Raw genomic sequence first — 20,875 nt, forward strand, 5'->3', positions numbered from 1 at the left:
AGGGCGTTTTACTCTGGGTTGTAGCCTTACTCATTACACTTGCCGTTCAAGGGACAGAGAGCGGCGCGTCAAGCGCCGCCCTCCTTTTTGCCTTGAATCAGGCCACGATGTCCGAGAACGCCGCCTGGCCAACGGTGCTGACCAGGAAGTCAGCCACGCCGTGCCCGGAGAAGTCCACCGACAACAGGCTGTTGCCGCCCGAAGTGGTCAACACCGCATCGCCTGCCGCACCGGTGAACGCGTTCACGAAATGCAGGCCCGCGCCTTTGGTGATGCCGGTCAGGTCGATCTTGTCCAGGCCACTGACAAAGTCGAGGATCTGGTCGACGGCACCTGGCTTGGAGTCGCTGCTGGCCGCGAACACAAAGGTGTCCGAACCCGAACCGCCCCACAGTTTGTCCGAACCGCCCGCGCCGAAGAGGATGTCGTTGCCGGCACCGCCCTTCAGTTCGTTGGCCACGCTGTTGCCGATCAGCAGGTCGCTACCCGAACCGCCAATCGCGTTCTCGACAGTGACGCCCTTGGCAATGGACACGTTGCCCACCATGCCGCCAACATCGGAGAACGAGGCTTCATTGAGGTTGATCTTCTGGTTTTGGGTAAAACCGGAGAAATCCAGGGTGTCCTTGCCGCCCGCATCCCAGACCGAGAACACGACTTTGTCCGACGACGAAGAGGCGCTCAGGAAGTCGCGACCGGCGTTGGAGTTGAAGCCGTAGGTGGTATCACCGGTACGGGTGGTGGTGTTGGCACCGTAGAGTTTCTGGATGGCGGCGATATCGTCCATCAGCGGGCCAGACGCATAGGCTTCCACACCGCCCTTGCTGAAGTTCTGGTCGGTATTGCTCTCGCTCCAGTAACTCATGACGCTGTAACCGCGGGTGTCTTCGCCGTAGGTCGCGTCGTTGTAGGTCGGTGCGCCTTCACCAGCGTTGTAGTCGCCAGGGTGAGCCAGGCCCAGAGAGTGACCGATTTCGTGGGTCAGGGTCTGACGGCCGTAGTTGTTCAGGTCCGGCGTCTTGTTGACGTTATAGCCACTGCCCGTCAGATACCACGAAGTACCGTCATAACCTGCACCGGTGCCAGGCAGGTAGGCGAATGCTGCGGCGCCATCCTGACCACTACTGTAGTTACCGAAGGTCATGTGACCGTCGCCGCCAAAAGACTTTTCGGTAAAGGTGACATTGGCCACGTCGGCCCAGGATTGCATGGCAAGCACGGCCTGGGTTTTCTGTTGCGCGCTGAACTGACTGAACCCGCTGATGCCGTGCTTGTTCATGGTGCTCGACGAAGCCGAGGTCAGGAACGTGTAGGTGAGTTCGATTTTGCCGCTGCCGTCCTTGTCCTGGTAGGCAGCGCCGTCCCGCAGCAGCTGGGTAGCAGCCTCGTCGACGGAGAAGGAGGGTTTGCCATTGACCGTGAGATTGCCACCCCGATCATACTGATGGCTGAAACTATCGATCTGGTTGTAGGCGGAACTGGGGGCAGCCAGCGCTTGCAATGGCGCAAAGCCCTGTTCGGCAAGATCAATAGCGTTGTCTTTTACTTTCGACATAAACACACTTCCTTGTTTAGCAATGGAACAGTTTTTGTCCGATACGACAATCTCTGGCGAGATCGTCCTATCACTCGCCCAATGAAGGCGTATAAAAACTGACACAATTCGAAATCAAACGTCTACATTTTTTTTGACGTCAAATTGAGTGGTTCCGGCAAACTCCAGTAAACAGTGCGTGCGCTGTCGAAATATAGTTTGTAGTTTAAGGTTCTAGCCGGATTGTCCGACAATTTGCTATTTAAATATTAAATATGGGTAAGTTGTTTTTCTGTAGATGAGTTCGCATTTTTTCGGACTTATTAATATAAGTGCCAGCGTATTGCTATCAACTAAATTAAACGTCCAGTTAGTTGCAGCGGTGGCCGGAGACAGGCTCCGACGACCCGTTAATTCCAACACCGCTCCCGGACCATGCTTGTCATTGCGGCCTGCTAGAATGATTACGCCTTGGCTGCTGATCAGCGTTGCCAGGCCACCGCATCCGAGCGGTCAAAGCCCCTGTCTCCTGATCTGGAGGTATCCCATGAGCGACAGCACCGAACTCACTACTTTCACCGGTTGGGCTGCAACGTCGGCAGGCGCTCCGCTGCAGCGCTATAGCTACGATCCCGGTCCATTGGGGGGCGAAGAGGTGGAAGTCGCAGTGGAGTATTGCGGCGTCTGCCGCAGGTCGAGCACTTTCCCATGAGCCGGGTCAACGAAGCCATCGATCACCTACGCAGTGGCAAGGCGCGCTACCGCGTGGTGCTGGACGTCAGCAAATGACAGACTGGCGCGTCGGGTAACACCGCACGCGCCTTCTGCCGCCGCTACTCGAGGTCTCCCACCGTGAAAGCATGCGCCTTAGGCTGGAGGCGTGAGGCATCAGATGCGCAAGTGCGCACTCATGTAGTCAATGAACACGCGTAGCTTGGGCGAGGCATAGCGGCTGGCTGGCCACAGCATCCAGAAGACGACCTGACGATCCACGTAATCGTCCAGCACTGTGACCAGTTGGCCGCGTTCCAGCGCTTCGCGCACCAGGAAGGTAGGCAGAAAGGCAATCCCCCTGCCCTGAATTGCGGCATAGGCAAGAGGCTCGATCGTGTTCGACGTCATCGTGGCGGGCAGCACCAATTCAGCCTCGGATGTTCCGAGCCGCAGCGGCCAACGCTCCAGCTTTCCCGTTGCGGGGAATTTGTGTTGCAGGCATGAATGGCTCTCCAGTTCACGCGCAGAAGTGGGTACACCATGCCGCTTGAGATAGCTTGGCGACGCCACCAGCACATGTGCGCAGGAGCCCAAGCGGCGCGCGGCCAAGCGCGAATCGGTTTGCTCGCCAGTCCGAATCACCGCGTCGAACCCTTCCTCGATCACATCGACCATACGGTCGCAAAAATCGATATCCAGTTCGACTTCCGGATACCGCTCCATGAACCCGTCAAAGGCCGGCATCATCAGGTCGCCCAGTAAAGGTGTGCCCACGCGAAGCCGCCCACGTGGACTGCCAGCCAGGCCTGACAACTCGGACTCGGCAGCGGTGACCTCGCTGAGGATGCGGCGGCATCGCTCAAGGAACAGAGTCCCCTCGGCCGTCAACGTGATACTGCGTGTACTGCGATGAAACAGCCGTACGTGCAAGCGCTCCTCCATCCGAGCGATGGCTTTGCCCACGGTTGAAGATGACACCCCCAACAGCCGGGCGGACTCGGTAAAGCTGCGCGTTTCGGCAACTTGCACGAACATTGAGATGCCACTCAGACTTTCCATCACTTTCCTGCTTTCCCCCGTAGAACCCCACCAACAAGGCCGGATTACGGAAAAACCATCCGAAATGTTCGGCATCGCGGGACATTTTTCTTCACGCATTTTACGCCTACATTGCGCCCATCCCGCCACTGATAGGTATCGATGTCATGTCCAAATTGCATACGAGCGTCCAAATAGGTCCATACCAGATTGCCCATCGCGTCGTTCTGGCGCCACTTACCCGCATGCGTGCCGAACCAGGCGCTATTCCTGGCCAACTGATGGCCGAGTACTACGCCCAACGTACCACTGCCGGTGGCCTGCTGATCGGCGAAGCCACTATCGCCGCACCCAATGGCAATGGATACCTCGGTGCTCCCGGTCTGTATGACGACAGCCAGATCGCCGGCTGGAAGCTCGTGACCGACGCCGTTCATGCCAAGGGCGGCAAAATCTTCCTGCAGCTCTACCATGCGGGGCGCCAGTCCAACAGCCTGCTACAGCCGGACGGCGCCCAGCCGGTGGCCCCTTCCGTCGTGGACCACGGCGGCCTGGCCTTCACCGAGTCCGGCTGGACCCCCGGCTCCCCGGCGCGCGAACTGACCATCGCTGAAATCCACGGGCTGGTAGACAGCTTCCGCGCCGCGGCCGCACGCGGCATCGCAGCCGGATTTGACGGCGTGGAGTTGCACTCGGCCAACGGCTACCTGTTCGATCAATTCCTCCAGGACGGTAGCAACAAACGTACGGATATCTACGGTGGCTCGTTCGAGAACCGCAGCCGGTTCCTGCTGGACGCAGTAGAAGCGGTGATCTCCGTCTGGGGCAGCAATCGGGTGGCGGTGCGTCTGGGGCCGAGCGGCAATTTCGGCGATATGTCCGACAGCGACCCCATTGGTCTGTTCACCCATGTCGCGCGCGAGCTAGACAAGCTGGACCTCGCCTATCTGCATCTGATCGAGCCGCGCATTTTAGGTGTCGCCGAGGACGAACGTCGGGACCAGAATCCGGTGGCGTCCCAACTCATACGCCAGCACTACAAGGGAACCCTTATCGCGGCGGGCGGCTTCTCTGGTGAATCAGCCAAGGCGATCCTTGAGGCCGGCGATGCAGATCTGATCGCTTTTGGCCGCCACTTCATCGCCAACCCGGACTTGCCGGAGCGCCTGCGCAACGGCTGGCCGCTGAACCCGTACGACCGCGAATCGTTCTTCGGTGGCACCGAGGTGGGTTACACGGACTATCCTTTCCATACCGAAGCTGCCTGAAAATCTGCACTGCTGGCAACTGGGAGCCATAGGTGCCCCCAGTTGCCCCTGGACACCTGTTTCGTTTGCAAAGAGGTGCCAAGCCTCATTGCAGTCAACCCAACCGGCGCCATTGGCTACAAGATTTGACCGCTCAGCTACCCGTACGAATCTTGTTCCACACCCGCGTCCGCACCCGGTCAATGTTCAGCGGCATCGCTTCCAACGCAAACAATTTGCCCATCATTTCCGGGCTCGGATAAACCTTGGTGTCGCTCTTGATGGCCGGGTCGATCAGGTTGTCGGCCTGTTCGTTGCCGTTGGCGTAGTGCACGTAGTTACTGATACCGGCCATGACATCGGGACGCAGCAGGTAGTTCATGAAGGCGTAGCCGGCCTTCTCGTCCGGGGCGTCGGCGGGCATGGCAACCATGTCGAACCAGATGGCGGCGCCTTCCTTGGGGATTGAATAGCCAATGTCGACACCATTCCTGGCTTCCTTGGCGCGGTTTTCTGCTTGGATAATGTCGCCAGAGAAGCCGACGGCCACGCAGATGTCACCGTTGGCCAGGTCGCTGGTGTATTTGGATGAGTGGAAATAGCTGACATAGGGCCGGACTTTCATCAGCAGCGCTTCTGCCTTTTTATAGTCCTCGGGGTTCTTGCTGTGATGTGGCAGCCCCAGGTAGTTCAACGCCGCCGGCAACAGTTCGGGGCCGTTGTCGAGAATGGCGACACCGCACTTTTGCAGCTTTGCCATGTTCTCGGGTTTGAAGATCAGGTCCCAGGAGTCCACCGGCGCGTTGTCACCCAACACGGCCTTGACCTTGGCAACGTTGTAGCCGATGCCGGTGCTGCCCCACAAATACGGGAAGCCATGCTCGTTGCCCGGGTCGTTGGCCTGCAACGTCTGGAGCAGCACCGGGTTAAGGTTTTTCCAGTTGGGCAACTGACTCTTGTCGAGTTTTTTCAGGGCCCCACCCTCAATCTGTCGGGCCATGAAGTGGTTGGACGGGAACACCACGTCATACCCGGATGTGCCGGTCATCAACTTGCCATCAAGGGTTTCGTTGCTGTCGAAGACGTCGTAACTAAAGGCGATACCGGTTTCTTTCTGGAAGTTCTTGGTGGTGTCCGGGGCGATGTAGTCCGACCAGTTGTAGATTTTGACGGTCTCGGCGGCCTGGCTGAAGGTCGCGACGAGCGCCAGTGGAGCAAGCGTCAGTGTCTTTCGGATCATGGGGCGATTCCTGTATGAGTTGTTGTTGGCAGGCAATCAGAAGATCAAAAAATCAAAACGTAGGTCTTGCGCACGGTTTCCTGGATGTCCCAGATGCCGAGGCTGTTGGCTGGCAACATCAGTGCATCGCCGGCTTCTATGTAGAGGGTTTCACCGTCGTCCGGAGTGAAGGTGCAGCGGCCCTGAATGAAGTGACAAAATTCCTGGGCAACGATCTGCCGACGCCAGCGGCCGGGCGTGCATTCCCAGACGCCGGTTTCGACACCATCGTCGCGTTCGACGCTGGTGGTTGAGGCCACCGCCACGGGCGCGCCCAATGGCACGGCGACTGGAGTCGACTCTTCCAGCGTCAGGGTTGCGGTGTTCTTGAAGTGATTGATTGGCATGGGAGTACCTGTCGATTGAGAAAAATGCCGTTCAGTGCATGAAACCTTCCATGAACCCCGCGACCCGACTGGCCAGTTTGCGACGCCAGGGCGCGGTGGCCGGGTTGGCCAGGGTCTGGTCTTCGTGGACGAAGCTGCGGATGATCGCGTTGTAGCCCAGCCAGCGGCAGGGCTCGGGCTCCCAGGCTTTGAGCGCGTCGAGACCACCCTGAGGAATGACCCAAGGCTGGCGGACCAAATCGGTGTCGCGCTGAAGAATCAGGTCGGCCAGCGTCCGCCCGCCGAGGTTGCTGGCACCGACGCCCTCCCCGCCATAACCACCGGACAAGGCGATGCCGCTGGCCTGATCGCAGAGCATGTGCGGCTTGAAGCGCCGGGACATACCCAGGTTGCCGCCCCAGGCATGGGTAATTCGGACGTTCTTGAGCTGCGGAAAAAGTTCGCTGAACAGGTAGCGCCGCAACTCTATTTCGCTGGTGGTCAAGTCGAAGTCATGGCGCAACTTGCCTGCAAATTGATAGCCACCTCGGGCGCCAAATACCAAGCGGTTATCCGCCGTACGCTGGCCATAGGTGACTTGGCGACTGCTTTCGCTGAAAGCCTGACCGTGGCTGAGGCCGATTTCGTCCCAGGTCGCGGCAGACAGCGGTTCGGTCGCCACCAGCAAACTCTGGACCGGCAACTGATAACGGTCCAACGGTGGCAATGTGGCCGCATACCCTTCTAACGCCGGCACGATCCAGCGGCTGCGAACCTGAGCCTTGGCCGTACGCAAACTGCCCGACTGCCATTGCGTGACCGGGCTGTTCTCATAGATGTTGACGCCCATGCGCTCCACCGTCCGTGCCAGGCCTCGGACCAACTTTGCCGGGTGAATGGTCGCGACGTGCGGTGCATAGATACCGCCATAAGGTTTGGCAACTCTGATCTGTTGCGCCAATTGCTCGGGACTGAGCCAGCGATAGTCGCTTTCGGTCAGCCCCTGGTGGTAAAGCGTGTCCAGATAATGCCGCAGGCTGGCTTCCTGCTCTGGATAACGCGCAGCGCAGTAAAGCACCCCGCCTTTGCGATAATCGCAGTCGATGCCTTCTCGTTCGAGCACGATCGCTACTTCATCAGGGATACCGTGCAGCAGTTCGAAAGAGGCGCGGCGCTGTTCGGCCGGTAGATCGGCGAGTAAGCGATCTTCGCCCAGCAGGTTGCCCATCAGCCAACCGCCGTTACGGCCCGAAGCACCAAAACCGGCGGTTTGGGCTTCGACGATGGCAATGTCCAGCTCCGGTGCCAGGCGCTTGAGGTAATACGCGGCCCAGAGCCCGGTGTACCCGGCGCCAATGATGGCCACGTCGACGTCCAGATCCTGTTCCAGCGCCGGGCGCGCCAGCAATGGCTCGTCGAGTTGATCCATCCACAAACTGATCGTGCGCCACGCCGACATGCAAAACTCCGCCACTGAAAACTTCGATGGCGTCGATCCTAGTGCGTGGGCTCAGGGATTGTCTTGCGCGCGTGCACGCAAAGAAATTTGTTTGGCGTAAGCCTTGGGCGACAGGCCGGTGTGTCGACGAAAACAGCTGTAAAACGCCGACAACGAATTGAAGCCAGCCGCGAAGGCCAGTTCGTCGATACGCAGTGGCGGTGTGGCGGCGTCCAGTGCCGCAAGCAAATGCTGCAGCCGCGCCTGATTGACGTAACGGTAGAAGCTTTGCCCGAGCACCTGATTCAGCAGGTAAGAAATCTGATTGCGGCTGTACCCGCACTCCTTCGCCACCCGCTGCAGGTCGAGTTCAGGATCCAGATAAGGTTGCTGGCGCTGGAAGTACTGCTGCAAATCTTCGGCCATGAAACTCAGCTGTCGCGGTGACAGCCCAAGTCGACTGACCGCCGGGCGCAGGTTGTGCGCGGCCTTGTCGGTCGCTTGCTCATGCACGAGCGTGGCGTATTCATTGACCCGCCAGATCAGTCCATCACGTACGGTAATCGCCTCGCTGGTCCGAAACGACACCAGCCCCTCGCCGCCGCGAAGGGTGATGCGGTACTGAATGAACGCCGTGTTGCCGTCCAGACGAATACGGTCTGAATGCTCCAAGGCTTCATCCGGATCGCGCGGCATGCTGTCGCGCACATACTCGCGCAATTCGTCCAGCCCCATCACGCGGTTCTGGAAAAAGTCGTTGTACTGAATATCCGGATGATAAAGCGCCATGACGCCGTCCAGATCCCGGTGTTTCCAGCGCAGGTGGTAACGCATGACCGTCTCGCCCGTGGCCTGGGTTTGCAACGGAGCATCATCATCGGCGTGCATAAAGGACTCAATGAGAAAAAACCGAGCTTGCCGAAGTTCTCACCAGGCTTCAATGGCCCCGTGGAATGCCCCGGCAATATTGGCCTTTCGCCACAAAATCGGTGTCTCATGATCTGCGTCAAAAAAAAATGAACCAATCGCTAAACGGACTGAAAAAATCCACATGACTTTCACATCTGGATGCTACTTTTAAAGACAGTCACCGGTTGAGCCATTGAAGGTTCTTCCCTCCTAACATGAGCTAAGGGAAGCGCTCGATGATTAAGGTGGGCAACACATGAATAAAGGTTCCTTCAGCAAAGTCACTTTTCCAAATGCCTGCCAGCTGATGCGCTGGCATTTTCATCCCATGGGTTTCGAAGCGACCATGGATGCGCCGGGCAGTATGGTTGCGCGACTGTTCGACCGCGCCAGTGGCGAAACCATGATCGCCATTGCCGGCATTCCTTGCGCAACGGTCATGAATGCGGCGGATGTAGAACGAATCATTGAAGCTGTGGAAGATGAGCTGGAAGCGTTCATTCCGCCGGAGGCCCTCAGGAGTTATGCCTGAACGACCAGCGTTTCACAAAACATGTGGGAGCGGGCTTGCTCGCGAATGCGGTGTGTCAGGCAATATTAATGTTTACTGACACTCCCTCTTCGCGAGCAAGCCCGCTCCCACATTGATTGCGTTTAACCGATCCGCATCAGCGCCTGAGCCAGATCGGCACGCAGGTCTTCGACATCCTCAACCCCCACTGACAAACGCACCAACGCATCGCCGATGCCGAGTTGTGCCCGGGTTTCGACGGGGATGCTGGCATGGGTCATGATCGCCGGGTGCTCGATCAGGCTTTCCACCCCGCCCAGGCTCTCAGCCAAGGCGAAAATCCGCACACTCTCAAGGAAACGCTTGGCACCCGCCAGGTCACTGTTCAGGTCGAGGGAAATCATTCCGCCGAATCCTCGCATCTGCCGCCGCGCCAGTTCGTGCTGCGGGTGCGATGGCAGGCCCGGATAGTAAACGCGCGCCACCTGTGGCTGACGCTCCAGCCATTGCGCCAGCTCCAGCGCGTTGCTGCAGTGGCGTTCCATGCGCAGCGCCAGGGTCTTCACGCCGCGTAATGTGAGAAAAGCGTCGAACGGCCCGGCGATAGCCCCCACCGCGTTCTGCAGAAAACCCAGGCGCTCGGCCAGCTCAGCGTTCTGCCCGACCACCGCGATGCCGCCGATCACGTCGGAGTGACCGTTCAAGTACTTGGTCGTCGAGTGCAGCACGATATCGAAACCCAACTCCAACGGCCGCTGTATCCACGGGCTGGCGAAGGTATTGTCGGCCACACAGATGATGCCTCGCTGACGACAGATACGCGCGACGGCGTCGAGATCCGTGAGGCTCAGTAAAGGATTGCTCGGCGTCTCGACCCAGACCATCCGCGTGTCATCCTCAAGTGCCGCTTCGAAGGCCGCCAGGTCAGTCAGATCGACGAAGCTGAAACGATGCCCGGCACTGCGCCGGCGCACCTTGTCGAACAGCCGGAATGTGCCGCCGTACAGGTCATTGCCGGAGACGATATGGGCGCCAGCATCGAGCAGTTCGAGGACGTTGGCGATCGCCGCCAGCCCGGAAGCGAAAGCGAAGGCCCGAGTACCGCCCTCGAGGTCCGCCACGCAACGCTCCAACGCAAAGCGCGTCGGGTTGTGCGAACGCCCGTAGTCGAAGCCCTTATGCACACCGGGGCTCTGTTGCAGATAGGTGGAGTTGGCGTAAATCGGCGGCATCAGCGCCCCGGTGGATGGGTCCGGCGTTTGTCCGGCATGGATCACACGGGTGGCAAATCCGCGTGGCGCGGCGGTTTCATCGTGCTGACTCATGCGAGGGATCTCCGCAAGTGATTGAGCATGTCGACGCGAGTAATCAGGCCGTGGAAGCCCGAAGTGTCGGCGATGATCGCCACCAACCCTCGATCGAGCACCGCCTCCAGCTCAGCAAGACTGGCGCCGGGAGGCAGGGTTTCGAGCTTGTCGGTCATCGCGCTGGTCACGGTCATGCGAAAGTGCGTAGCGTCTTCGTGCACGCCAAACAGAATGTCGGACTCGTCGATGACCCCGACCAGCCGCTGCCCATCCACCAGCACCGGCAGTTGCGATACATCCGCCAGGCGCATGCGCTGGAACGCCGTGAGCAAGGTGTCGTCCGGCCCCACGCTGACCACCCGGCCATCCTCGAAGCGCCGCGCGATCAGGTCACGCAAATCGCCGTAGCGTTTGCGCGCAAGTAGCCCTTGGTCGTTCATCCACTGGTCGTTATAGACCTTCGACAGGTAACGGGTGCCGGTGTCGCAGACGAAACTGACCACCCGCTTCGGCTCGGTTTGTTCGCGGCAGTAACGCAGTGCCGCAGCGAGCAATGTACCGGTCGAAGAGCCGCCGAGAATGCCTTCGGCGCGCAGCAGTTGGCGGGCATGATCGAAGCTTTCCTCGTCGCTGATCGAATAAGCCTTACGCACGCTGGACAGGTCGGCAATCGACGGAATGAAGTCTTCGCCAATGCCCTCCACCGCCCAGGAACCGGGCGTACCAAGGGTGCCGCTGCGACTGTATTCGGCCATTACCGAGCCGACCGGATCGGCCAGCACCATTTCCAGGTTCGGTTGTACGCGCTGAAAGAAACGGGTCAGTCCGGTCAGCGTGCCGGCCGAACCGACGCCGACGACGATGGCATCCACATCATGCTGAGTCTGCGCCCAGATCTCCGGAGCGGTACTGCACTCATGGGCCAGCGGGTTGGCCGGGTTGTTGAATTGATCGGCGAAGAAGGCGTCGGGAATGTCCCGCGCCAACCGCGCAGCGACGTCCTGGTAATAATCGGGATGACCTTTGCCGACATCGGAACGGGTGATGTGCACCTCGGCGCCCATGGCCTTGAGGTGCAGAACCTTCTCGGTGGACATCTTGTCCGGCACCACCAACACCACCCGATAACCCTTGGCCCGGCCGACCAGGGCCAGACCCAGACCGGTGTTGCCGGCGGTGGCCTCGACGATGGTGCCTCCGGGGCGCAGGCGACCATCGCGCTCGGCGGTGTCGATCATTGCCAGGCCGATGCGGTCCTTGATCGAACCGCCGGGGTTCTGTGATTCGAGTTTGAGAAACAGTGTGCATGGGCCGGTATCGAAGCGGCTGATACGCACCAGCGGCGTATTGCCGATCAGTTCGAGCACGGCGGGACGGGAGTCATTCGGCATGTCGTCACCTCGCTGCATGTATCCGCACTGGATGGACAGCGACCTGCGGCGAATCATTGCGCGCCAGTCGCAAGCAAAGCCTCGCTTTGGACCATAGGCCGGGATTGCGCCCCCCGCAACTTTTCGCAGCCAGTCGGTACCTCTTCAGCCATGCCTGCCTTTGTGGCGAGCGAGCTTGCTCGCGCTGGGTCGCGTAGCAGCCCCAAAAATTCGACAAGCGCCCATTTTTTTGTGAGTGCTACGCACTCAAGCGGGAGCAAGCTCCCTCGCCACAGGTTTTCTGCTCAAGCCTCTCTGAATGGTCAGGCAGACACTTTGCCCTGACGGTGATCAGCGAAGAACGCCTTGCCCTTGCCGATCCGGTCGGAGGCCTTGGGCATATTCGCCGCCGAGGTATCCTGGCCATCGACGTACCAGTAGCAATGGCTCACGGCCCGGGTGATGCCCACGTAGGCCAGTCGCAGGATCTCGTCTTTCTGTGCACTGTCGTAAGCTTCGCTGTCGCCGGCCTTGCCGAGTCCGGCCATGCGATAGACCTGGTTCTTGTAGGGTGAACTGGTCAGGTGCTGGCAATCGCCCAGCAGAAATACCGCATCAGCCTGCAGGCCCTTGGCGCTGTGATAGGTCAGTTGTTTGAGCCGTCGAGCGTCGTATGGCAAGCTAGAATCCACATTAACTACAGACTGAATATGCTCTTCAATCAATGACTTATCGCTGCTTTTTCGATAAAGCATCAAGATTGAATCACCCTTTCTATAGTGCTCGATCAGGCGCTGGGCCATGCCCTGGTCATCCCGGTCGAGAATATTCACCGGCAGCAGCGCCTTGGGCTCACCGCTGGCCTTGGCCTTCTTGCCGGCAATCGCTGGTGCCGCGCGGACAATATGCTCCGCCGCGTCGATGATGTGCTGATGGCTACGGTAGTTGTCACTGAGCATCACTTTGGTCGTGCTCGGCGACGGGAATTCCTTGTTGAACTCCATGAAGTAAGTCGGCGAACTGCCGCGCCAGCCATAGATGGACTGCCAGTCATCACCGACACAAAGCAATGACGAACGTTGCGCACCGCGCCCCACATGCATGGCCGGTCCGCGACTGCGGATCTCCGCCAGGCTGGCGCGAATCCACGAAACGATCTGCGGTGACACGTCCTGAAATTCGTCGATCATCAAGTGCGACATTGGCCTGAGCAGCTCATCGCTCAGCAGCTTGAGATTCTCCGGTGAATGTTCACTGAACAAGGCGAACATCCGGTTGTAGGTCATCACCGGCGGCGATTGATCCAGCAGATGATCTTCCAGCGCCCGCCAGAACAGGCTCAGGGCCTCGAAGAAGAATCGGTCCGGGTCATCCTTGGCGAAACTCATCTGGCCCACAGCATTCGGCACATCCAGGCCGAGGTTTTCAATAAACCCGGCCGCGGCGACAAAACAGTCCAGCAACGGCGCGGAGCCGAGCTCGCCCTTGACCTTGTAATCGAAGCCGGGCCCAGCGCTGGCGTCTCCGGCAAGGGATGCCAAAACACGCTTTGAAGACTCATAACTGTCTAGCCATATCAAAGGCTTACGACAGAAAGCTTGAAACAGGGTGCGCTTTACCGCCCACTCTGCGCGCACTGAAAGTTTGGCATTCGGTCGGCTAACCTGAGGGTTTTCCCGAGGATCGAACCCCAGCACCACCCAGGCGTCGAGCGTCGGAATGTAGCCGTGGCAATGAAAGGTTGAACCGTTGATGTCGAAGGTCTGACGATTCGGTTCGATGCCCTTGATCGGCCAGGCGCCGGCGCGAAACCATAGGTCTTCGATTGTGTCGCACAGTTCTTCATCGCGCTTGGCGGCGAGTTCAGTCACCGCCATGCGTTTCTGCACGTCCGGGTGATCACGCTCCAGCTCCTTGAGCTGCAAGGCATGGCGAGACAAAGGCTTGATCAACTCGCGGAAACGCTCATCGCGGGTGTGCAGGCTGTGATAGCAGGCGTTGAGTTGCTGGCGCTGGGCATCGTTGATGCGCAGGTCGAAGGGGTTGCTGTCGACCTCCTCATCGCCGCCTTGCACGCGGTGACTGAGGTTTTCGAAGGCTTGCAGCCGCTCGAAACCTGGCAAGCTGCGAACCATCGGCAGGATGCGCGAATGGAAAGTGCGCACCAGATCGCGCGCATCCTTAAGGCTGATGCCCCGGCCCCAGATTGCAAACAGCTCGATCAGCTTATTGATGAAGTCCTTGCGCGATTCGCGGGTGAAGGTCACCACGGTCATCGAGCTCAACTCAAACCCCAGGTAATGGCTGAGCAACAGAATTCGCAGCACCAGGGTGGTCGATTTGCCCGCGCCCGCCCCGGCGATCACCGAGGTCGACGGTGTGTCGCTGAAAATCATCTTCCACTGGGCAGCGCTCGGCTGGGCATGCGCGGGCAGCAATCGCGCCACGTCGGCCTTCATGCGATTCTTCAACTCAGCGCTCAATGGCAGCCGCCAATCGTCGAACAGATTGTCATCGACGCTGGGTGGTCGATGCTCGGTTGAGCGTGAGTCGCGAATCAACAGAACCTGCCGACCTTCCTCCAGCCCCTCGAGTTTGCCTTCCTTATAACCGTAATCCACCCCAGCGCTGTGACCGCTGCGAAAACCGTCGGCTTGCCCGTGCAGCCAGGACGCACGGTGTTGCGCGCGCAGGCGGGTAAGGCCGTGGCCAAAAAACCGGGCGGCCAGGCGCTTGAACAAAGGCATCTCAGCCAAAGGGCGAAGTTCGGGAGGAAGATCGGGGGTGTGTTGCGGCACGCGGACGGACTCCAGGGTGTGAGGCTGTTGAGGGCTATGGTGTCTGCATTTGCCGCCGAGTTCTAGTGAAATGCTTACAGGTCATTGGCTTATGCGATGAAGTGAAGGCTGGATGAGAATGTTTCGAGGTTATTTGACATCAACTAATTCGATTGTATTGAGGCATTTTTTACGCTTTTTATCGATGATTGCCTGATAGATGATGCTCGCCATCAACCACCGGTTCTCGTTTGTGGCTCAGGCGTTCTGCCCCATGACGAACCTTTTCAGGAGACGATCATGCTTGAACTCAGACCTTTCAACTCGCTGGGTGGCGCGCACCATGGCTGGTTGGATGCCCATCACCACTTTTCGTTCGCCGAGTACCACGACCCCAAACGCATGAACTGGGGCAACCTGCGGGTATGGAACGACGATGTGATTGCCCCCGGCACCGGGTTCCCGCAACACCCACACCGGGATATGGAAATCATCACCTACGTTCGTGAAGGCGCAATTACTCACCAGGACAACCTCGGCAACAAAGGCCGCACCGAAGCGGGCGACGTTCAGGTCATGAGCGCCGGCACCGGGATCGCTCACAGTGAGTACAACCTGGAAGCGACCGAGACCCGGATCTTTCAGATCTGGATCATCCCCAACGAAGCCGGTTCGGCCCCGTCGTGGGGTGCCAAGCCGTTCCCCAAAGGTGAGCGCGAAGGTTTCGTGACCCTGGCCAGCGGCAAGGCCGGCGACGATCAAAGCCTGCACATTCGCGCCGATGCGCGCTTGGTGGCGGCGAATCTGAAGGCCGGGGAGTCTGCGGAGTATCACCTGGACAGCGGCCGTCGGGCTTATCTGGTTCCAGCCACTGGGGTCATTGACGTCAATGGCTTGCGTGCACAAGCTCGAGACGGTGTCGCGATTGTCGATGAGCAGGTGCTGCGCGTAACCGCGATTGAGGACAGTGAGATTGTGTTGGTGGATGTGGCTTGATGCGGCGACACACGGAATAAAAAAAGGGGCGACCGTTGATGGTTGCCCCTTTTTTCTTAAATGTTAGTGACTGCACTGACGCCATCGCGGGCAAGCCCGCTCCCACAGGTTTAGCGCAATCCTTGTGGGAGCGGGCTTGCCCGCGATGGGGCCCTCAATCACTTCGCAGAAATCGCGCCATCCACCAGTGTCTGAGCTTCCGCCACCAACTGCTTGAGGTGGTCGTCACTGACAAAGCTTTCCGCATAGATCTTGTAGATGTCTTCAGTGCCCGACGGCCGCGCCGCGAACCAACCGTTCTCAGTCATGACTTTCAGACCGCCGATGGCCTGGTCGTTGCCCGGTGCATGGCTGAGGATGCTCTGGATCGCTTCGCCCGCCAGTTGAGTGGAGGTGACCTGATCTGGCGACAATTTGCTCAGCAGCGCTTTCTGCTCAGGGTTGGCCTTGGCATCGACCCGTACCGAGAAGGGTTCACCCAGTTCATCAGTCAACGCGCGATAGGCCTGACTTGGGTCACGCCCGGTGCGGGCAGTCATTTCGGCCGCCAGCAGCGCCGGAATCAAGCCATCCTTGTCAGTGCACCAGACACTGCCATCCTTGCGCAGGAACGACGCGCCGGCACTTTCTTCGCCACCAAAACCGAGGGAGCCGTCGAACAGGCCGTCGGCAAACCATTTGAAGCCAACCGGCACTTCGTACAGACGGCGGCCCAGGCGTTTGGCGACGCGATCGATCAAGCCGCTGCTGACCACGGTTTTGCCCACGGCCGCATCGGCGCGCCACAGCGGACGGTTCTGGAACAGGTAATCGATCGACACTGCAAGGTAGTTGTTGGGTGCCAGCAAACCACCGGACGGGGTCACGATGCCATGGCGGTCGTGGTCCGGGTCACAGGCAAAGGCCACGTCGAAACGCTCTTTCAGGCCGATCAAACCTTGCATGGCGTGGCTGGACGATGGGTCCATACGAATCTGCCCGTCCCAATCGACAGTCATGAAGCGGAATGTCGCATCAACCTGTTTATTCACCACCTCCAGGTCCAGGCGATAGTGCTCGGCAATCGCCGACCAGTAGCGCACCCCTGCTCCGCCCAGCGGATCGACACCCAGACGCAGCTTCGCCTCGCGGATGGCGTCGAAGTCGATCACGTTGATCAGGTCGGCGACATAGGTGTTGAGATAATCATGGCGATGGGTGGTGCTGGCCTTCAGGGCCTGCTCGTAGCTGATGCGTTTGACACCAGCGAGTTTGGCCGCCAGCAACTCATTGGCCTTGGCTTCGATCCACTTGGTGATGTGGGTATCGGCCGGGCCGCCGTTGGTAGGGTTGTATTTGTAGCCACCGCTTTGTGGCGGGTTGTGAGACGGGGTGATGACGATGCCGTCTGCCAGGCCCGAAGTTCGACCACGGTTGTAGCAAAGAATTGCGTGGGAAATGGCCGGCGTCGGCGTGTACTCGTCGCCTTCGGCGATCATCACCGTCACACCGTTTGCCGCCAGGACTTCCAGGGCGCTGGCACCGGCCGGCGTGGACAGCGCGTGGGTGTCGATCCCGACGAACAATGGACCGTCAATGCCCTGGGCTTCGCGGTACAGGCAGATCGCCTGGCTGATGGCCAGAACGTGCCATTCATTGAAACTCAGATCGAACGAGCTACCTCGGTGTCCGGACGTGCCAAAGGCCACGCGCTGGGTAGAAATGGCTGCATCGGGCTGGCCGGTGTAATAGGCCGTTACCAGTCGCGGGATGTCGACCAACAGTTCTGCCGGTGCCGGTTTGCCCGCAAAAGGACTGAGTGTCATGCAAAACCTCTGAGAAAGAGTGGTTCGGGAATAGAACGCAGTTTACTGACAGTTTGCTCCGGGCGCGACGTTATCAATTGTCAGGTACCGAGGAGGGTTTGCGCCTCGGCTCAGTCGATCGATTCGAGGCGCAAGGCATCCGCCAACAGACCCAATGCATCGGCGAGGTCGTGGTGACCACCGAAGGTGTGACTCAGGCGCAAATGCTGCCCGTGCAGGCCGTGCAGGCTGAACAGCTCCCCCGGCGCAATCACCACATGCTGCTTGAGCAAACGCTCGAACACTCGATGCACATCGACCTGGCGCAACGAACGAATCCAGATTGTCGCCCCGCCTTGGGGCTCGACGAAGTGCAACCCATCGGGCAGGCGCTCTTCCAGCAACCGAGTCATCTGCACCATGCGTTCCTTGAGCAGTCGACGCAACACCAGCAGGTGTTGATCAATGCGTCCGTTGCTGTACAGCCGCGCAATAGCTTTCTGACGAATCAGCGACAAGCGGAAAGCGCGCAGCAGAAAGTGCCGTTGCAATTCGGCACGCAGCTGTCGCGACAGCAAATAGCCGAAGGGTGCCTCCGACCCGATGATTTTCTCGAAGGTGGAGAACACGATCAGCCGATCCGGGTCCAGCAGGTCACGAAACCGCAGGCCGCTCGGCTCGAATTCGAGCTCGCCGTAACAATCGTTTTCCAGCACCCAACTGCCGTGTCGCTCCAGCAACTGTGCGGTGATTTGCCTGTTGCTGTCAGGCGCCACACTGCCCCGGGGCATATTCAGCCTCGATGAAAGCATCACCAGTCGTACCTGCTCAGTCTCAAGCAGCTTCTTCAACTGCTCAGGATCCAGGCCACCATTGGCTTGCAGCGGCAGCTCGACCACCTGCACCTCCGCGTCTTGAAACAGGCGCAGAATGGCCCAGTCGCACGGTGATTCGACCACCACCACAGCATCCTTGAGACCAAGGACGGCGATCAATATTTCCAGTACGCCACGCAGATCGGCGCCGATATAGACATCATCAGCATGCCAGCAACGGGTCGGCGAAGTGGTGTAGCGCGCTGCCAGGGCTGCGCGCAGCTCCAGCTCGCCGCAGGGTTGCGAAGACGGTTGCGGCTGGCGCGGATACTGGCGCAGCAGTTCTCTCTCCAGTAACAGCAACGGGCTATCCAGGGGTTGTAATAACGCCGGTTCATCGGCGCTCAGCACCAGCATGCCGGGACGCCTGGCATTGACATAAACCGTCTCGAGCAGGTCCTTGCCGCTACCGGGCATGCCGATTGAGGACACGGGGAGCGCGTAGTAGCCTGATTTGGCCACTGAATAGACGCGCCCTTCCTTTTCCAGCAGCGAATAAGCGTACTGAATGGTCGAGATCGACACACTCAGGCGGTGCGCCAACTGCCGCAATGAAGGCAGGCGCACTTGCATGTCGCTGCCCGGCTCATTGATCAGGTTAGTCAGGTAACGGTACACCGCCTGGTACGCAAAATCGGTATCTCGTGGTCCTTTCATGGGTAATGGCCGAACAGACTACGAACGTCGTGACGCATCCTTGCCGGATCCGTCGAACCAGTCACTTTCACCGGCCCGTCGACCATTCGCCAGCCACAGTCGTTTCACCGCCAGGCTCCAAGACTTCAGCTTGCCCACCCACCTCGACGCTTTCCAGGCCGAGAGCCCTGCCCTCATCCCGAACCACCGGCCCCATGCGGTAAAGCCTACTGATCAGACTCACGGGCAACCCGCTGACATCGACCATCCATTGCAGAACCTGCTCGGGAGCCGGGCCGCCCTGCATTGCCCGGTGCAAGTCCGGCAACGCCACGAGCATGCCGGGATGGCACTGACGGAGAAAATGCTCAAGCGCCGCGCCGTTATCGACAAACGGGGCAAACAGTAGGCACACCAGTTGAGCCTCGCTCAAACCGAGGCTCTTTTGTGCTTCAGCCGATGCCAATGCGCGCTGGTCGGTCATCGTCATCGGGTTGCCGAAGGTTTCCATGGCCTGTTCGCAAAAGCGCTCTGGAACGTGTTTGCGACGCATCATCACCAGCGCCCGCTGCAGGTACTCGCCAATGCCTTCCTCGTAGCGGCGACCCTGTACAAAGCACGCTTGCAAGCCACGAAGATGCGCGGATATCGACAAGCTGACGTAGCCGTTATCACTGAGCTGAGCCGACAACTCGTCAGGTTGAAACCCGAGGAAATCGGTGAGCAGTGGCCAGCGCTCTTCCAGGTTGCTGACCAGCATGTCGTGAATATCGATGAAGGTCGTGCGGCGACACGCTTCAAAACGTTCGGCGGGACGCCACGCCGCCTGGGCGGACTCAGGATAAAACTCGCGGTAGCAATCGCTGCCCAATTCATCGAGTCGCGCGAACAGACACTCGTAGCCCGTTTCGTGACAGTCCGGCGCCTTGAGCCCGGCCTTGGCCGCCGCACGATTCAACCCCTCGAGAAACTGCTTCTGCCGACGGGGCGTATCGCTACTGATCAATGCGTCGACACCCTGGTCCCAACGGGCGATTTGTCCGTAAAACTCGCCGGTCGCCAGATACCCGTCATCCCACAGATCAAGCGGCCCGTCCCAGACACGGCGGTGCCCGACCATCAGCAGATTGAGCCGATTCGACTCACGACCGGCTTCGGAGATCGGCGCCAGATGATTGAACGGCAGGACTTCGCGATTATCGACCATCAACACTTCGACCCGGGGATCGTCGTAGAGAAACAATGCACTGCAGCTGCGATGGATGTTTTCCAAGGCTGTCGAGGCCGCACCGTTCAAGCGCAAGGTCGCCACTCGCAGCTGAAACGTCGCCGGTGCCCGGCCGGCAATACTCAGCTGCGCGGCACGCAGTAGCGCCAGGGTGTAGCAGCTGTCGCGGGACCCGGACTGGATCGACAGCACCTTGTAATCGCCGATACGCTCCAAACCTCCTGCGGACATCACCAGGCGCTGAATCAGCAATTGCAATGCCGTGCGCTCGGCGCGAGAGAAAAAACCCAGCAAGCGCTGCAGCATTTGCTGATAAACATAGTTCATTGCCTGATCATGGGTAGCGGTCATCATTATTTACCTGTGACTCAAAAGTGCGATGCCACGCAAATAACGAGGTGTATTGCGCAACAGGTTGTTTGTCATGAATGGAGTGCCGGTGCTGTTATTCAAATGCTAGCACTTAAGCATTGTGTAATTATTTGAAATGTTTGAACGCTACGGGTAACCCAGGGAGATCAATATCGGCGCAATGCCCCGCAGAGCGGGCGCCTTGGGCTCCGGCGGGTTTTCCTAGGAAATTTCCGACAGCGTCCCACAGACACTTAGCACAAGAAATAAAGAAAGAAGTTGCCCATGAATGTAAGACAACTGAGCGACGCCGCATTATTTGTTGAGCATATATTGCCGGCGCGCATTGAGGAGTTTCAGCCTGATACTCAGCCATGACTCTTTCCTTGAGATGAAAGTAATCATTCAATTATCAGGGCTTACATAATGATTAGAAGATACAGATTGAGAGCAAAAACCAGTTCAGTTGCTGAACCGGCCCACCGACAGATCGATGACACGTCTCATTTTGGAGCGACTGCCAGCAGAAGAGTCCGCGTTCGGCGGACTCTTGGC

15 protein-coding genes and 1 pseudogene are annotated in these 20,875 nt (G+C 59.0%); 4 read left to right on the forward strand and 12 right to left on the reverse strand.

Going from position 1 to position 20,875, the window contains the following annotated elements; translation table 11 throughout:
• Positions 1–97: 97 nt before the first annotated feature.
• Positions 98–1,555, reverse strand: coding sequence for a serralysin family metalloprotease (locus tag AC1RQB_RS03375; RefSeq protein ID WP_063343668.1), 1,458 nt, complete (start codon positions 1,553–1,555; stop codon positions 98–100).
• 526 nt (positions 1,556–2,081) lie between these two features.
• Here AC1RQB_RS03375 and AC1RQB_RS03380 point away from each other — a divergent pair.
• Positions 2,082–2,222, forward strand: a pseudogene (locus AC1RQB_RS03380) (alcohol dehydrogenase); the annotation flags it as partial.
• A gap of 200 nt (positions 2,223–2,422) precedes the next feature.
• On the opposite strand, the gene AC1RQB_RS03385 reads toward AC1RQB_RS03380, so the two are convergent.
• Positions 2,423–3,307: a LysR family transcriptional regulator gene (locus AC1RQB_RS03385; protein ID WP_063343667.1), complete on the reverse strand. Its 885-nt coding sequence runs from the start codon at positions 3,305–3,307 to the stop codon at positions 2,423–2,425.
• Positions 3,308–3,453: 146 nt separating this feature from the next.
• On the opposite strand from AC1RQB_RS03385, the gene AC1RQB_RS03390 reads away from it, so the two are divergent.
• Positions 3,454–4,554: an alkene reductase gene (locus tag AC1RQB_RS03390; RefSeq protein WP_063343666.1), complete on the forward strand. Its 1,101-nt coding sequence runs from the start codon at positions 3,454–3,456 to the stop codon at positions 4,552–4,554.
• A 133-nt stretch (positions 4,555–4,687) separates the two neighbouring features.
• Here AC1RQB_RS03390 and AC1RQB_RS03395 read toward each other — a convergent pair whose 3' ends face one another.
• Genes AC1RQB_RS03395 through AC1RQB_RS03410 form a run of 4 tightly spaced genes read right to left on the reverse strand, consistent with a single transcriptional unit; the run spans position 4,688 to position 8,464 of the window.
• Complete coding sequence (locus tag AC1RQB_RS03395; RefSeq protein ID WP_063343665.1) at positions 4,688–5,773, reverse strand: polyamine ABC transporter substrate-binding protein; 1,086 nt, start codon at positions 5,771–5,773, stop codon at positions 4,688–4,690.
• Positions 5,774–5,817: 44 nt separating this feature from the next.
• Positions 5,818–6,159 carry a cupin domain-containing protein gene (locus AC1RQB_RS03400; protein ID WP_063343664.1) on the reverse strand — a complete coding sequence of 114 codons (342 nt, stop codon included), beginning with the start codon at positions 6,157–6,159 and terminating at the stop codon, positions 5,818–5,820.
• A 31-nt stretch (positions 6,160–6,190) separates the two neighbouring features.
• Complete coding sequence (locus tag AC1RQB_RS03405; RefSeq protein WP_063343663.1) at positions 6,191–7,597, reverse strand: NAD(P)/FAD-dependent oxidoreductase; 1,407 nt, start codon at positions 7,595–7,597, stop codon at positions 6,191–6,193.
• A 51-nt stretch (positions 7,598–7,648) separates the two neighbouring features.
• Positions 7,649–8,464, reverse strand: coding sequence for an AraC family transcriptional regulator (locus AC1RQB_RS03410; RefSeq protein ID WP_063343662.1), 816 nt, complete (start codon positions 8,462–8,464; stop codon positions 7,649–7,651).
• Positions 8,465–8,741: 277 nt separating this feature from the next.
• Between AC1RQB_RS03410 and AC1RQB_RS03415 the strand changes: the two genes are divergently transcribed.
• Positions 8,742–9,017, forward strand: a complete 276-nt coding sequence (locus AC1RQB_RS03415; RefSeq protein WP_007896200.1) for a DUF1652 domain-containing protein — start codon at positions 8,742–8,744, stop codon at positions 9,015–9,017.
• A gap of 122 nt (positions 9,018–9,139) precedes the next feature.
• Here AC1RQB_RS03415 and AC1RQB_RS03420 read toward each other — a convergent pair whose 3' ends face one another.
• The 3 genes from AC1RQB_RS03420 to AC1RQB_RS03430 all read right to left on the reverse strand — a co-directional run bounded on the left by AC1RQB_RS03420 (position 9,140) and on the right by AC1RQB_RS03430 (position 14,471).
• Entirely contained in the window at positions 9,140–10,321 is a 1,182-nt protein-coding gene (locus AC1RQB_RS03420) for a cystathionine gamma-synthase (protein WP_063343661.1), read from the reverse strand.
• Complete coding sequence (locus AC1RQB_RS03425; protein ID WP_008069858.1) at positions 10,318–11,694, reverse strand: pyridoxal-phosphate dependent enzyme; 1,377 nt, start codon at positions 11,692–11,694, stop codon at positions 10,318–10,320. The genes AC1RQB_RS03420 and AC1RQB_RS03425 overlap by 4 nt, the downstream gene beginning before the upstream one ends.
• A gap of 302 nt (positions 11,695–11,996) precedes the next feature.
• Entirely contained in the window at positions 11,997–14,471 is a 2,475-nt protein-coding gene (locus AC1RQB_RS03430; RefSeq protein ID WP_063343660.1) for a UvrD-helicase domain-containing protein, read from the reverse strand.
• Between the two features lie 279 nt (positions 14,472–14,750).
• Between AC1RQB_RS03430 and AC1RQB_RS03435 the strand changes: the two genes are divergently transcribed.
• Entirely contained in the window at positions 14,751–15,446 is a 696-nt protein-coding gene (locus tag AC1RQB_RS03435) for a pirin family protein (protein WP_063343659.1), read from the forward strand.
• Between the two features lie 158 nt (positions 15,447–15,604).
• On the opposite strand, the gene pgm is transcribed toward AC1RQB_RS03435, so the two are convergent.
• The 3 genes from pgm to AC1RQB_RS03450 form a co-directional block, all read right to left on the reverse strand.
• Entirely contained in the window at positions 15,605–17,251 is a 1,647-nt protein-coding gene (gene pgm, locus AC1RQB_RS03440; protein ID WP_008069864.1) for a phosphoglucomutase (alpha-D-glucose-1,6-bisphosphate-dependent), read from the reverse strand.
• Between the two features lie 110 nt (positions 17,252–17,361).
• Positions 17,362–18,762, reverse strand: coding sequence for an aminotransferase-like domain-containing protein (locus AC1RQB_RS03445; RefSeq protein WP_063343658.1), 1,401 nt, complete (start codon positions 18,760–18,762; stop codon positions 17,362–17,364).
• A gap of 67 nt (positions 18,763–18,829) precedes the next feature.
• Positions 18,830–20,320 carry a hypothetical protein gene (locus AC1RQB_RS03450; RefSeq protein WP_032830230.1) on the reverse strand — a complete coding sequence of 497 codons (1,491 nt, stop codon included), beginning with the start codon at positions 20,318–20,320 and terminating at the stop codon, positions 18,830–18,832.
• Positions 20,321–20,875 lie beyond the last annotated feature (555 nt).

It is taken from the genome of Pseudomonas sp. GW822-FHT02E03, from assembly GCF_058802325.1.